Here is a 14,393-nt window from a genome sequence, read left to right as displayed (position 1 = left end):
AGTCTATATGGAGACATTTAAACAACGAATACCGTTATTTACTACAATTGGCTTAATTAGTGGATTTATTCTTTCATTTGGATTCGGTTTAGTAAACTACATCAAGTTACTCTACTATGCATTTGAACCACCGTCTTATCCTATAGAAATTACATATGTACCGCTTATTTTAATGTTCTTCTCTTTGCTATTAGGAGAATTCAGCTTTAGGTTTTACAGCCGTATTCCTGCTTTGCATGTGAAAAATGGGAAATTAATAATTTTGATCACTTCTCATATTGCAGTTGATATTCAATTTTTATGGTTTGCAACTGCTCCGATCCATGCAAAGGTTATTCCGTATCTTACGGATAAATCAAAGCATGTTAATTTTGGGGAGTATGAGGCCATAGGTCATGTTTTAACAGGGAATTTTCACACACTCACTATGATCTTTGTATTTTTACCTACAGTATTTATGATTTTGTTTACACTTTGGTATAGTGGCCATATTGTACGTTACCGAGAAGAAATATTAAAATGGGTACAAAAATACGAATATAAAAATCACAAGTTACAAAAATGGTTTAATAGCCAAGAGGAACAAATATACCCTGACGTAGAAATTGGACCGCATATTGAGCATAAAGAGATGGTTCGTATTAAGGGGAAAGATAGAACGCTAAATGGAATCATTATTGGTCCAATCGGTTCTGGTAAAACATCAAGTTTAATTATTCCCATGATTAATCAAGATCTACACTGGATGGTACGTTTTATAAATAAGTTTGAAACAGCGTATAAAAAGAATGATTATGATACAGAAGAAGTAAAAGGAACATTTTTAAATGGTGTGACTGTTATTGAACCGAGTAATGATTTATGTCAAAAAGTATTTAAATTGGTACAAGCACATAAGATCCCAGCAAGCTCGGTTTACTACATTGACCCAACCAATCCTGATACCAAAAATATAAACATTCTGCGTGGACCGGTTGATAAAGTAGCAGAGGTTTTCGCAATGGTTATTCAAGGTTTATCTGAATCTAACAATGCGTTCTTTGAACAAGCGCAGCGTAACCACCTTAAACAACATATCTATTTATTAAAGCTTCACAACCCGCAAAAAGATGTTACCTTCGACGATTTGATTGAGATGTATGACGATGTAGAACGTATTCACCGTATGCACAAACTATTAAAAATACAGGTCGAAAAGCTATATGATTTTGTTCAAACTGGAGCTGCTTCACGTGATCAAAAAAACGAGTATAAGATTATAAAAGGAATTGATGAGTGGTTTGACAATACCATTCGCGAAAAGATGGATTTTCAAGGTGAACCAGCAGTTTATAAATCGGGAAAATACCGCGGACAACCGATGCATTATGACAGAGAAGAAGAATATGTAAAAGGTTTACGCAACATCTTAAAAGATTTAGCTTCAAACGTTTTAATACGACGTGTTTTATTTGGGAAATCTGATTTTGATTTCGATGTCCATTTAGAGCAGGGTGGCATTCTACTTGTTAATACTGCGAAAGGGGAATTAGCAGACCTTTCAAACGTATTAGGAAAATTTGTATTGCTGAGTATGCAGAATGCGGTATTCCGTAGGGAACCAAACGTCTCGCCTTATCATCACATTATTGTGGATGAGTTCCCTGATTATGTCGTTCGGCCGTTTAAAGAATTCCCTGCACAATCTCGTAAATATAAAGTAATTCTAACAATCGCTAGCCAAACACTATCTCAATTAGCTCTCGACTTTACAGAGCAATATATGTTTACCTTACTAGGTTCATTCCGTAACAAAATGATATTTGGAGATGTAACGCCATATGATGCAAAAATTTTCTCTGACATGTTCGGTGAGAAAGAGGAATTTAAAGAGGCAGAATCCGAACAGGGTATTTCTCCTATGCAAGATAATCCTGTTAGTCGACTAGGATCAACCTACCAAAAAGCGAAAGAAGTTGTTATGTCACCAGGGGATATCATGGCACAAGGTGCATTCATCTGTGCTGCTCGTATCGTACAAGATAATCATGTGCAACCTGTACAACAAATTACAAGTAACTTTGTACCAAAAGAAGAATTCGCCCAAGCAATCATTCAAGTAGATATAGAAACAGGGCAATATTGGGAAAATGAACGTCTTCGTCTTATTAATGAATCTATTGCAAAAGCAAATCCTATGAAACATGTAGACGCAGAGAACATGAAAAAAATACAACCTTTGCCGCCTATAAAAGAGGATGAGATGAAACAAAATAGCTCTGTAGAAACAACCGAAGAGCAACAGCACATTGTATCATTGGAGGATTATAAGGAACACAAGTCTCATAATGAAACCTTATCTAATGAACCTGCAACTTTGGATCAGCAGGGAGATGTTGATGATAAAGCTGAAAATAAGTTGTATGAAGATATTAAGGAATTTATTATTGAATCCCAACAAGTATCACCTTCTCATCTGCAAAGAAAATTCCAAATTGGCTATATGAAAGCTATGCAATATATTGAGAAGTTAGAACAAAATCTAGTTGTAAGTTCTTACACAGGGGATGGACCTCGTAAAGTATTAATTTCAAATAATAGTAGTATGCCAGAAGCAACAAGTGTTAATACTACTCATTCATCTGATAATACTATTTCACAGGAAGTAGCGATTCGAAGCGAAGACCAAGAAACTGTACAAGAGGAGACTAGCATCTTTAAGGATATTCTATACGACGAGGTTTTAAGTTTTGTGAAAGAATCGGGAGGTGCTTCTACCTTTGAACTACAAGAAACATTTAAAATTAGTTATACACATGCATCAAGATTAATTGAAGCCCTACAAAGAAATGGTGAACTGCCTGTTATAGCAGAAGAAACACATCTAGAAAGTATAAGCACTGAAATAAAAGAACCAGTCATAAAAGAAGATATTAAAGAAACCATAGATATAGAATTACCTCCTATGGACGAATGCTATGAAATAAACATTGGGGTAGCAGAACTAAACAAAGAATTATCTATTACTATGTTAGAGCAAGATTGGAATAAAGATTCCATTATTCATTCCGTGATTCCTGATGAGACCGAACCACTGTTTGAAGAATTCCCATCTGATGGACTTCCCGTTACAATGATAGGAACTGCAGAAACAAGCATAGAATCTACTTCAATTCCCGTTACAATAACAGAGCCAGATGAAACACATGTAGAAATCAACACGGTTCCAATTGAAGAAACGCTTAATCATATCGAAGAAAACAAGCTAGATGAAGATGTAGCAAAAGTTTACGAATCTATTAGTATTACGGTTCAAGAAAACTTAGAAAAAAATAGAGAAGATCATTCGAAAAATGATGAGAAGCAAACAGAATATACACCTATGAGTTACAAAGAACGCCAAGAGCACTTAAAATTTCAGCTAAAAAATAAGAATAACACTTCGCAGTCGCTGATTAATAAAATTGAGAAACCTAAGCAAAAAACATCGAACGTAATGAGTAAGGAATTGAATAATTTCTTTGATTAATAGTTTTTAAACCTCAAATTAAATCTAGTATTGGTATAGTCAACATTTCAGAAAAAACCACGCTAAGCCAAAAATAAAGGAAAAATCGCATGATAAAACATTTTTACATCTTAAAATCACGTTATTATAAAGATATTTGGTAGTCTTTAATTAGCCTTTAACTTAACCTCAAATTTAAGGGAGATGTATAAATGAACATCGGTAAACAGATACAATACTTTCGTAAACGGGATAACATGTCCCAAGAGAAGTTAGCAGAAAAAATTCATGTTTCCAGACAATCTATTTCTAACTGGGAAAATGAAAGGAACTATCCAGATATTCATAATTTACTAATGATGAGTCTTCTCTTTAATGTCTCCCTGGATGATTTAGTTAAAGGAGATGTAAAGATCATGAAAGAAGAACTTCAAAAATCAACTTTCTTTAAGTGGAGTTACATCATGTTAGCATTAATGATTCTACTTCCTATTTCTATTGCACCTGTATTTTACTTTTTTGGTTATTATGGTCTTATAATACCTGTGGTACTTACGATTTTGCTTATGTTTTCATTACAGCAAGTTGAAAACATAAAAAAAGAGCATAATTTAAAAACTTATCGTCAAATAGTTGATTTTATAGAGGGAAAACCTATAAGTGAAGTAAGGCCTAATATAAAAGATAAATTATTAAAATTAAGTTTGATGCTTGCAAGTGCTTTAATTAGTTATAGTTTGATTTATTTAGGATTGAATGTATTTGAAAGATAATTTAGAAACATTGGTTTGATTTTTTTGATGAGAGTAACATTTTGTTACTCTTTTTATTTTTTGTTTTTAATGGTGGACGGTAATGATTCCTTCTATTTAGAGCTTCTTATGTAGAGGTAGTACGAGTCTAGCTGACACCATCTGCAAATTAATTATATGTTAGAATAATTAATTTAAAATTATATGAATTTTTCGATATAATTAATTTATATTAGATAATAAAGGAGTCTTACAATGCAAAATTTATTAGATCGAGCTAAGACAATAGTATCTTCAGATGAAAAAATTTTAGATGTTTTACAAGGTTCTTTAGATGTTTTTGAATATCGGCATCCTGTACGTCCTGGAGTGCTAGTTGCTACAAATAAAAGATTATTTTTTTATGGGCCTGATTTAGTTGGTGATGCATGGATTAATGAATATTTTTATGAAAATCTATCAAAACTGAAAGAAAAAAAGAATTTATTTGGTGTATCCAGTATACTTTTTTGGAATAAAAATGAAAAAGTGGGCATCAGAAATATCCAAAGCAACAATCTTGGTCAATTTATACAGATAATTCAAAATAAAATAATCGAAGATTAAACTGACCTTACGAGGGGTACGGCCAGTATTTCGAAAAAAAACAGGCTAAGCGAAAACATACAATAAGCTGTCCATATGGACAGCTTATTTACATAATTATCGAAGTCGGAAGTAAAAATTATCTTTTTTGATAGATACAAGAAATTAAGAACTGATCCTTATTCAAGAAAAGCACCCGTTAATTCAATAACCATCTCACATAATTTTTTTCAATACCTTTACCATAAATGGTGTCTTTAATGTCTCTTTTATTAGTGAATTTTTGTGTTTCATAAAATTATTGATCTGTTTTTTTCTATTTGGAACCATTAACAAAGGTAATCTACTAGGATTAAACCATCCAATTTTTGCAGTTTCAGGTCCATTATTTATTGGTTCTCCTCCTAGTAATTTTCCTGAAAATATATGTTGCATATCATTGTATTCAGGCTGGTGATATTCTCCTATTTTACGTTCAATAGCAATTATATAGCCCGTTTCTTCTTCAGTTTCTCTTATAGCGCATTTATCTAACTGTTCGTTCTCTTCTAATCTTCCCCCAGGCAAATCCCAAATAGGATAATCATTTCGTTTAACTAGCAATATTTTGCCTTCATTATTATCAACAATAGTAAAGCACCCTGTGGTTTTTATAGTATTCATTATAAATATAATCTCCTTAACTTACTCAATTGCTAACAAACTTGTATTTCTCTATGTCTAATAAATTTTCCTTTTTGCTGAATTAAACTGGCCCTTTAATGGAACAACATAAGATGAATATTCTATACATGCTCGGTAGCAAGGAAAAAGGAGGAACTCTACTCTCACAAGGGAACCCCCTTTTTTGTTCTATGGGTCTATGCATTTTTCTATACATTACTATCCTGACAAGGTTTTAGGGTCTTCTTTTGTTCGTGAATTAGTAGAAAAACTGTATAATATCTTGCATACTCTTAGCGTGGTTTTTTCCGAAATACTAGCGGTCCCCCTAGTAAGGCAGCATTCTAGATTTTAATTTAAGGTTGGTAAATATACAGCAGGTAGCAGAAAAAGTTTAGAAAAATACATTCTAGATTTTGTTTTGAGTAAAATTTTCTACTGCTATTATCCAAGTAGGGAAAGGATCTAGACAAAATTGGTGTAATTCTAGAACTGGTATGAACCTATAGTAAATTTATGATTTAAAAATTACTCTTGCATTTGAGTAAAAATACCATTATATTTGTATTAACAACTATATAAATAAAACATAATTTACGTGAAGGACACACCTTACGTACCATCCCAACGGTACAGGTGTGTCCTTTTTTACGTTCTAGGAGGAAAATGTAATGGCAGAAGAAAAAACAAACACTCAAACTGTAGAAGAACTTGGAATGGCTTTTGAATCAGAGAACCCACAAGGTGAAACACTGTTAGAAACAAACTTTAATCAATTTGAGCGAGTACGTGAACATGAACTAGAGGAATTAGCCCGTATGAAACGTGAGCGTACTGTAGGAAAAGGCTTAATTACAGTCGTATCCGAAAAGCTATTCCCGACTAAAAACGGAAAGTCTGAGCGTATACAAGTGCTTACAATGCAAATTGGTTCTCATACAACAGCATATTGTCCAATTACAGAGGCAGGTATAAACATTCCTAAAAATCCTCAATGGTTAGTAGGTAGAACAAAGCCTGTTATTATTGAACACTTCCAAAAAACTGAAGAAGGCAACTTTGCAGTTGTATCTATCACAGCAGGAGAACTAGCACTTCAAAAAAGACTATATGAAGAAGTAGAAACACAAGAAGGAAATAAAGTATACACAGGAACCGTTTCGGGACATATCCCATCTGCACAAACTGTTCTAGTTGAAGTTCATGGTGTAACAGTAGGAGTAAGGTATTCACAATGGTCTCATTCATTCGTTCGCTCTGAGGATATTGTAATTGGTGATATTGTAGAACTTGTCATCGATAAAGTAGTAGAAAAGAATGGCCGCTATGAGTTTAGAGGGAATAAAAAGATATTAGAAACAGATCCAATGGAGAAGCTATTAGAACTAAACAAACGCCGTGACCGCTTTATAGGTAAAATTGTAGGTGTAGATGCAATTGCTGGGATTTTCGTTGAGGTTGCACCAGGTATTCAGTTTAAAGGACTAAAGAGCCGTAATCTGGCTAATCCAACTCCAGAAGATGCGATTAATCAAACAATCGTTACATGTGAGCTGCTTAATATTGATGCTAAAAATAGAAGAGGAACTGTACGTATCCTAAATTATCCGCAAGGTCAAAGTAAAAAATCTAATTCGTCAATTTACCAATTTTAATGGATGATTATGCGTACAATAGAGAAACAATTGTCTACTTATATTCCTTCAATTCCTCATTTATCAAATGAGGATGTACAGGGACTTCAAATATATCGAATACATAAACTAGATAAAACCTATGTATTCCATTCTTATGACGAATTAGTTAAGTTTAAGCAGCGTTTAACAGAAGAACAATATGCATTACTCACTTTCATTGGTGTGCATATGTCTGTTCGATTCAATCATTTATTATATTTATTCAAAAGTAAGTATTCACGTAAGAAAATAAATGATGCACTTCAAGGATTACTTTACTATCGTCTAATTGAGAAATGGCAAGTAGAGATTTTTGATATGGAGGTCTTTGAAGAAACATATACGTTATCCGATAATGGTTATAAACTCTTAAAGTACTGGCAAGGAAATATGTTTTTCTTTGCTCCAGAGCGAATTGATAATCATGGTAAATATATTCACCTGCGTTATTGGCACGATATAGACTTACTTTGTCATTTACGTTACGCTCCATCATTTTTAGGACATATTATGCACCCATCTATTAGTAAAGGAATTTTTACCCCTCCTTTAAGTTTTGCAGTGCAAGGCGGAGCAGATCAAGTGTGTAATTTCGTTGTATACTCCACTCTATTAACAGATAATAAAGGACGCTTAAAACGTATCATTGCCAGCTGGAAAGATTTCGTAGAGTCAGGAAAAGATGTTGTTATAAAAGATTTAGGGAATAACCCTACAATCCTAGTTATTTATGTTTCTACTAAAAAACAAGCAAAACAAATTAATAATGAACTACTACTCGATTTAATTCCTGGTAAAGTATTGCTATGTATAGGAGAAACATTACATTTAGAAGGATTACAGCATGCATTTTACCAGCCCCTTACAGATGGGGAAATCAAACAATTAAATACAAAGTTATTTACAACAAACTAAGCCACCTTTGCAAGCTATCGCTTTCTTTTAAAGGGTGGCTTGTTATTATTGTAAGTTTAAATGATAAATTCTAAATTCTTGAACCAAAAAGAGCATTCAGTATAAAGAATGCTCTTTTAATTTACTATTTAATTTATGATGTAATTAATAATTATAATTTGTTAAAGAACCCGTAGCATTATACTCTCCAGTAACTTCAATATAATAAAGCTCACCTTTTTCTAGCCACACATTATTGGACACTCTATGTAGATCATTAGCATGGTCTGCACCAGAGAGTTCTAATGTTGCAATTTCTTCATCAAACCAGCCACCTTTTACCTTTTTTAATACAAGTTTTTGCCAACCTGGATATATGGTACCACATTGTAAAGTTATACGACCATATTGACCTGCTCCATTAATTTTACTACTTGGATTACCCGCACTGTCTACTAAATGACTAGTTGTTTGTTGTGCAGTAATAGAAGCAGCTTCAACCTTTGGCGTATCGATGATGCTTGTCCCCACAATACCAGTAAAAGCTAATGCGCCTGCTAAAAACACTTTCTGAAATTTTAACATAAATTTCTCCCCTTTTATTTTAATGTTCTTAAATAAAAGCAGAACCTCATGATGTTAAATTTGTAATTATATTCCACTTATTTAGTATATTATCATATTAGAAAAAACAAAAAAATATAACCTAACTATTTATCAAGTATTATTTGAATATTCTAAAATAAAATGATAGCAATTTATCTAATGCATCTATTAAGTTATAAACAATTGAAAATACAAATTTAATGTTAATAATCCCATATCTACCTCTATACAAAGTACGGATTTTACGAAATAATATTCTTTGACACCTTTACGAAGAAAAACAATATATACAAATATAATCATTCGCGTGAAGGAATATATTTGAAAGGGGTAACACATTGCTACGTATACAACGAGGCTACATGTATGATCCAGATGATAATGAGGTCATTGTGAACGAAATTTTCTACAACGCTGCATCTGAACAAAAATTAGGCAGCAAAATGGGTGTGTTTGCTGCAGACAAGCTACCTACTTCTATTTTTGAAAAAGTTCAAGAAAACGAAAGTATGTCTTATATGGAAAGTATTGAAGTAGAAGAACAAACCATTCCAGAAATACTTTGTTATTTAGACCAAAATCAAAAGCCAGAAAAACTTTATTTTGAAATGCAGTACATGAATTAATACCAAGAACTGAAAATAAGAGGGGATTTTCAGCAGAAGAAACAAGGGAGCTATTATTAATACATATAACAACTGCATAGAAGGTCCCTTCTTGTCTTCATTCTATTAAAAACAATTGAATATCATATAAAAATAGATTAATATAAACGTATATTTATTGTTTAATTGATTCCGTTTATTCCCACACCTTATTGTGTTGTGGTTGAGTTGTAGAAGCAAGTTTTGTGTCTTGTTTCAATTGTGAAAGGGCTTCTTTGAGCCGATTAGTGTATATATAGCTTATTTTGCTATGCACGTTTTTAATCGACTTAAAGAAGCCCTTTTTGTGTTGTCTTTAAGTTTGGAATCACTTGTACGTAGACCTTCGGGGCTAATAATATGCGAAATAGAAGAGTACACCCATTGTGTTTTTTGTTTCATTTAGAGGAGAGATTATATGGAATTTTACAAAGTATGGCATAAGAAAAAGAATATGAGAGTCATTAGTACTCATAATAACCATGAAACAATGGGCCTTTATTTAACAGAAACATATCTTGTCTGCGATTGTGTAAGGTACCTAAATGTTTAAAAGTTAAGCACACAGGTAAGACAAATAAAAAATAATGTGAATAACAGCACTAGGTTTACAGCGTTTCTTATTATTGTTAAAGATTTTTGAATTTGACATAAAAGAAAGAGATTAATTCCTAATCCATAGTAAACTAGATAGAGAGTGGAATATAAAAATTAAAAACTAGAGAATGTATATAGAAATAGGGTACTTGTTGCAATGCTAAAAACACTAGCGATTAGGATTTGTAAACTAGAGAGGAGTCATATAATATGATTACAGTTAACCGAGGGTATATGTATGATCCAGATGATAATGAAGTTCTAATTACTGAGATTTATTATGAAGCTGCTACAGAAACTAAATTAGGGAGTAAGATGGATAGCTTATCTTATTCAGTTCTTCCTAATAACATTAAAGAAAAAATAGAAGCAGTTACTTCATTGTCTTATATGGAGAGTATTGAAATGTCACAGCAATTAGCTGCTGTATATCAGAATGAAATTAATAAGTATGGAGAACCGGAAAAATTGTTCTTCGAGTACACAAATATGTAAGAAGAGAGAAGGCATTGAACGACCTAGTTCAATGTCTTTTTTGAATAAATTCACAGAGATAGGAAAAATAGAAATACGGTAAGTAACTTTTACTGTATTCATCTTAAGTTCATATTTGCAGGTGAGTATTCAGTAACAGGAGTTAGCAAAGATTATAATCTAAGCGGGATTAGGTATCTAAAATAAATATACAAGGGGGCATAAAGGAGGCATATTTTTTGTCTCCTTCTTTTATTATGAGAACATTTAAAACTATCCAATTCGCAATGTTTACAAATATTAAGCATTACTTGTTTCTGCTTACAAAGATTGAGCCAATATTAGAGGAACCACATCATGACTATAAGCTATTTCAATTTATTTGTGAGTTAGAGATAGATCAACTATATAAAGCACTTGAAGGCCAGAGGAATGATACTTATATAGATTCAAATGCCCATCCAGTATATATACATACACTTATTAAGCAGGCGAATTTACTTCAATATGTTATTTCCATTGTGCAGGAGGAAGGAGTTATCCATGCTGCATCGATACTATTGATGTACTCATTTGACTTGTACACCGTACATAGGATTACAAATTTATCAATTTCATATCTAAGAAACTTAGGGAATACACTTTCAAAATAAAACTAGGGGGATATCTACAATCAGCATTATTATCAATATTGCAAAAGGAAAAAAGCTTGTACCATATATTGTTTTAATAAGTAAAAGAGGGAATAGTAGTGCAGACGGTAGCCCCTTATAAGAATTCAAGCAGGGTACGAATGTTATCAAGCATTGCAAAACGTTGGAAAACAAGAAAACAATAAAAAAAATATATATAATAGCAGGGAGAAGAGAAACGCATGTATAATATACTTAAACGTCAATTTAATTACATTATCCGAGGGGTGATTCGGATTAACGAAGAAGTACAAAGGGAATTGGACCTATTGGTGCAAAAGATTCGTGAAACAGTGTCTTCTGTCCAAAAAATCATCCTTTTTGGCTCTCATGCATATGGCACACCAAATGAAGACAGTGATTTTGATCTCTGTATTGTTGTGGAAGGTGTAGGAGAAAGAAAAAGAGAAGTCATTAATCGTATCAATTGGGGGATTTACGATGTAATGGAAACACCAGTTGATATTTTAGTGTATGGGCCAGAAGAGTTTCAAGAGCGTGCTAGCCGTAATGTAACTATGGAACATAAGATTGCACTAGAAGGGACGGTCCTATATGAGAAATATTGAGGATCTAAAAGAGTGGGTAACCATTGCAAAATCTGATTTAGATTCTGCTAATTACTTAACTCACATGAAACCTTTCCCCACTGCAATTATTTGTTATCATAGTCAACAATGTGTGGAGAAACTTCTAAAAGGATTTCTTGCACTAAACGGTAGACCAGTCCCTAAAACTCATAACCTTTTACTGCTGCACAAATCTTGTTGTAGATTAGATGAGGAGTTCTCATTGATTTTAGAACAATGCGTGCAGCTAAATGGTTATGCTACTGACATTCGTTATCCATATTTTGAAGCCCTTACTGTTCAAGATGGGTTAATAGCTATACAACATGCTCAAAAAGTAATGAGTTTCTATAACGAAAAATTAAACGAGCTAAATATACATGAAATCGTAATTGATTAAAAATAGAGGATATACATAAGAGAGAGTCCCTATAGTGAGGGACTCTCTTTGTCTATCTAAAAAAGGAATGCACTATAGTAGTATAAAATGATATTTTGCTATGGAACGAAATTGCTGAGTTATCTCTTGTCGTTTATAGTGTTCAACAACTACTGAAGTAATTGAATTGATATAAAGTATTAAACAGATAGACTCTACTGCCAAGCGGGCATAATCGTTGGAGGGTCAGAAACGTTGTGTCTTTATCTAATACAATACCATTTGCTAATCTCATCACTTACCCTCTCTTTCTTTATTCTTTTACCATGTCGTCAACGTGCAAAATTTAATTGTAAAACCACGAGTACCAATTTTATAGTCCTCTGCGGTAATACGTGGATTGACTAGCTTTACACGTTCCTCAAAACCTAAATGCTTTTCACCAGCTTCAGCAGGAAGTACCAATACAATATCATCTGCTCTTTGAACATCAGAATAGAGGTAGTAGCTTCGAGGTAAGACGGTTAGCTTTCCGTTGATTCTTCGTTGAACGACTTTATCCTCGCCAGCAAATTCTAAATTGCTGAACGTTTTGTCCATATTGGGAATCATAAATTTAAGTTCCATATTTTTACCTATCCTTTCTTTTTATGTTTGAATAAATCTCATTTCTTTGATGGTCTGCACGGTGGGGAGCGACCTTTATTCTCTTTTCGTTCTGTTTTCATAAATTCACGTCCTTTCAAAATAGGGTAAAAAAATAGACACTCACTTTTGAGCGTCATATGATTATTTGGCATTCATATTGGAGTTATTGTTCTTCTTTTTATCAATATATAAGTTAAATCATGGTAATATATATATCAGATATGCTGTAGGAGAAAGGGAAGGCTAAGGCAAATGAAAATTGTAATTTTTTACTCGTGGCAATCTGACTTGCCAAATAACAAAAACAGAGGATTAATAGGAGATTGCATTCAAAAAGTTTCAAAACAATTACTCGAGGTCTGTCCGCAAGTAACGGAAATTGAAATAGAAATGGATAGTCGAAATGAAAGTGGAACACCAGATTTAGTAGATAGTATTTTTAGAAAAATTGATAACTGTGACATTTTTTTGTCAGATATAAGTATAATTAATTCTGCTACAGAAGGGCGATATACGCCAAATCCAAATGTCTTAATAGAGCTGGGGTATGCTTCAAGAGTTTTAGATTGGTCTAAAATTCTTTGTATTTTCAACTCGGAATATGGCAAAGTTGAAGATTTACCATTTGATATTAGATTCAGGAAACCTATTATTTATAATTCAAAAGAGAATACATCGTTATCAAAAAAACAATTAACTAAACTACTTAATGATTCTATAAGAAATATTATTAATACACGCATTATCGATAAAAAAGAATACTTAACGACAAAACGAACTGTAGATCTTCATGTTCAAAGTATCCTTATTGATTTCTGTGCGTTATTATTTGAAACAGATGAAAATAAGAATAATAGATATAACTATCCCAAATTACTACAGACTTCTTCTGAAGACATTTCATCTATTTTAGAAGAAAAGATAATATTAGGTTTTCATTTTTATAAAAATATAGGTTTGAATATAAGTGATTTAATAAAATTTTTCAATGATGGACTAGAAACATTTTTCTTATCTGATAAAGAAAAACGTTTGTTAGCAAAAATGGTTTTTGCACTTCGTGAATATAAAGAATTAATTTATTCAGAGGGCGTATTCGATGTAATTGGGGAATGCTCTAAATATATGATTGTTTCTGGCTATAAAATAAATCCAACTAATTCTTCAGATTCTTACATTCTTATGCAACCACTTAAAGATAATAAAGCAGTTGTTATTAGCGGAGGAAGATTCGACCAAGAAATAAAGAAAAAGCTGTTACTAAATATAAAAATTAAAAAAGAGTATTTAGAAAAAACATCTAAATGTATCTATCAAATTGCTGTACTAACAAATGATTGGATTAGCTTGACGGGCAACTATTTTATAGCAAATCCAAATCTATTTAATTCAAAACAGATACGATAATCTCCATATGAAATACAGTTACATTTGAAAAGGCGTTCAAGATATAATGCATTTTTAATATATAATAATGTTATTTTGAATATTGATGTTTTATTAACGCTTTGAGAGAATAAACTATTTCTAATTAGATGCAAATACTGCACTTTGATTGCCCTTTTTTTATAGTATTTTATGGTTTACACTGTTTTATATGCTGCTATATTCCTTGATTTCACTGCATTTTTCTTTATATTCTGTACCCTTAAAGCAGAGTGGGAGAGGAAATACTATCCGAAGAGACAAACCATCTCTTTGCAAAAATACTTAAGGAATTAGGAAAC

At 32.4% G+C, this 14,393-nt stretch carries 14 protein-coding genes; 11 read left to right on the top strand and 3 right to left on the bottom strand.

The window, feature by feature from the left end; translation table 11 throughout:
- Window positions 1–7: 7 nt before the first annotated feature.
- The 3 genes from ACTFRM_RS25100 to ACTFRM_RS25090 all read left to right on the top strand — a co-directional run bounded on the left by ACTFRM_RS25100 (window position 8) and on the right by ACTFRM_RS25090 (window position 4,845).
- Window positions 8–3,508, top strand: coding sequence for a DNA translocase FtsK (locus tag ACTFRM_RS25100; protein WP_440043731.1), 3,501 nt, complete (start codon window positions 8–10; stop codon window positions 3,506–3,508).
- A gap of 191 nt (window positions 3,509–3,699) precedes the next feature.
- The gene (locus ACTFRM_RS25095) at window positions 3,700–4,260 is read left to right on the top strand and encodes a helix-turn-helix domain-containing protein (RefSeq protein WP_440021103.1); all 561 of its coding nucleotides are present in this window, start codon (window positions 3,700–3,702) and stop codon (window positions 4,258–4,260) included.
- 234 nt (window positions 4,261–4,494) lie between these two features.
- The gene (locus tag ACTFRM_RS25090; RefSeq protein WP_440021104.1) at window positions 4,495–4,845 is read left to right on the top strand and encodes a PH domain-containing protein; all 351 of its coding nucleotides are present in this window, start codon (window positions 4,495–4,497) and stop codon (window positions 4,843–4,845) included.
- A 195-nt stretch (window positions 4,846–5,040) separates the two neighbouring features.
- On the opposite strand, the gene ACTFRM_RS25085 is transcribed toward ACTFRM_RS25090, so the two are convergent.
- Window positions 5,041–5,487 (bottom strand): NUDIX hydrolase, encoded by a 447-nt coding sequence (locus ACTFRM_RS25085; RefSeq protein WP_440021106.1) that lies wholly within the window; start codon window positions 5,485–5,487, stop codon window positions 5,041–5,043.
- 671 nt (window positions 5,488–6,158) lie between these two features.
- On the opposite strand from ACTFRM_RS25085, the gene ACTFRM_RS25080 reads away from it, so the two are divergent.
- Window positions 6,159–7,142 carry an RNA-binding protein gene (locus ACTFRM_RS25080; RefSeq protein WP_103653286.1) on the top strand — a complete coding sequence of 328 codons (984 nt, stop codon included), beginning with the start codon at window positions 6,159–6,161 and terminating at the stop codon, window positions 7,140–7,142.
- Between the two features lie 9 nt (window positions 7,143–7,151).
- On the top strand, window positions 7,152–8,078 hold the full coding sequence (locus ACTFRM_RS25075; protein ID WP_440043729.1) for a hypothetical protein: 927 nt from the start codon (window positions 7,152–7,154) through the stop codon (window positions 8,076–8,078).
- Between the two features lie 144 nt (window positions 8,079–8,222).
- Here the strand turns inward: ACTFRM_RS25075 and ACTFRM_RS25070 are convergent, their stop codons facing one another.
- On the bottom strand, window positions 8,223–8,642 hold the full coding sequence (locus ACTFRM_RS25070; RefSeq protein WP_440043727.1) for a hypothetical protein: 420 nt from the start codon (window positions 8,640–8,642) through the stop codon (window positions 8,223–8,225).
- Window positions 8,643–9,025: 383 nt separating this feature from the next.
- On the opposite strand from ACTFRM_RS25070, the gene ACTFRM_RS25065 reads away from it, so the two are divergent.
- The 5 genes from ACTFRM_RS25065 to ACTFRM_RS25045 all read left to right on the top strand — a co-directional run bounded on the left by ACTFRM_RS25065 (window position 9,026) and on the right by ACTFRM_RS25045 (window position 12,039).
- A complete protein-coding gene (locus tag ACTFRM_RS25065) occupies window positions 9,026–9,289 on the top strand; it encodes a hypothetical protein (protein ID WP_440043741.1) in 264 nt (87 codons plus the stop codon).
- 825 nt (window positions 9,290–10,114) lie between these two features.
- Window positions 10,115–10,399: a hypothetical protein gene (locus tag ACTFRM_RS25060; protein ID WP_103653290.1), complete on the top strand. Its 285-nt coding sequence runs from the start codon at window positions 10,115–10,117 to the stop codon at window positions 10,397–10,399.
- Window positions 10,400–10,635: 236 nt separating this feature from the next.
- Window positions 10,636–11,031, top strand: coding sequence for a hypothetical protein (locus ACTFRM_RS25055; protein ID WP_440043725.1), 396 nt, complete (start codon window positions 10,636–10,638; stop codon window positions 11,029–11,031).
- 221 nt (window positions 11,032–11,252) lie between these two features.
- A complete protein-coding gene (locus ACTFRM_RS25050; RefSeq protein ID WP_000282359.1) occupies window positions 11,253–11,639 on the top strand; it encodes a nucleotidyltransferase domain-containing protein in 387 nt (128 codons plus the stop codon).
- A complete protein-coding gene (locus ACTFRM_RS25045; protein WP_440043724.1) occupies window positions 11,626–12,039 on the top strand; it encodes a HEPN domain-containing protein in 414 nt (137 codons plus the stop codon). The genes ACTFRM_RS25050 and ACTFRM_RS25045 overlap by 14 nt, the downstream gene beginning before the upstream one ends.
- A 300-nt stretch (window positions 12,040–12,339) precedes the next feature.
- Here the strand turns inward: ACTFRM_RS25045 and ACTFRM_RS25040 are convergent, their stop codons facing one another.
- Entirely contained in the window at window positions 12,340–12,645 is a 306-nt protein-coding gene (locus tag ACTFRM_RS25040; RefSeq protein WP_440021116.1) for a YdcP family protein, read from the bottom strand.
- A 273-nt stretch (window positions 12,646–12,918) separates the two neighbouring features.
- Between ACTFRM_RS25040 and ACTFRM_RS25035 the strand changes: the two genes are divergently transcribed.
- Entirely contained in the window at window positions 12,919–14,073 is a 1,155-nt protein-coding gene (locus tag ACTFRM_RS25035) for a hypothetical protein (RefSeq protein ID WP_440043723.1), read from the top strand.
- Window positions 14,074–14,393: the final 320 nt, after the last annotated feature.

This window comes from Bacillus cereus group sp. MYBK227-1, assembly GCF_051916325.1.
Taxonomy (GTDB): domain Bacteria; phylum Bacillota; class Bacilli; order Bacillales; family Bacillaceae_G; genus Bacillus_A; species Bacillus_A cereus.
This window is presented reverse-complemented; position numbering and strand designations above follow the sequence as displayed.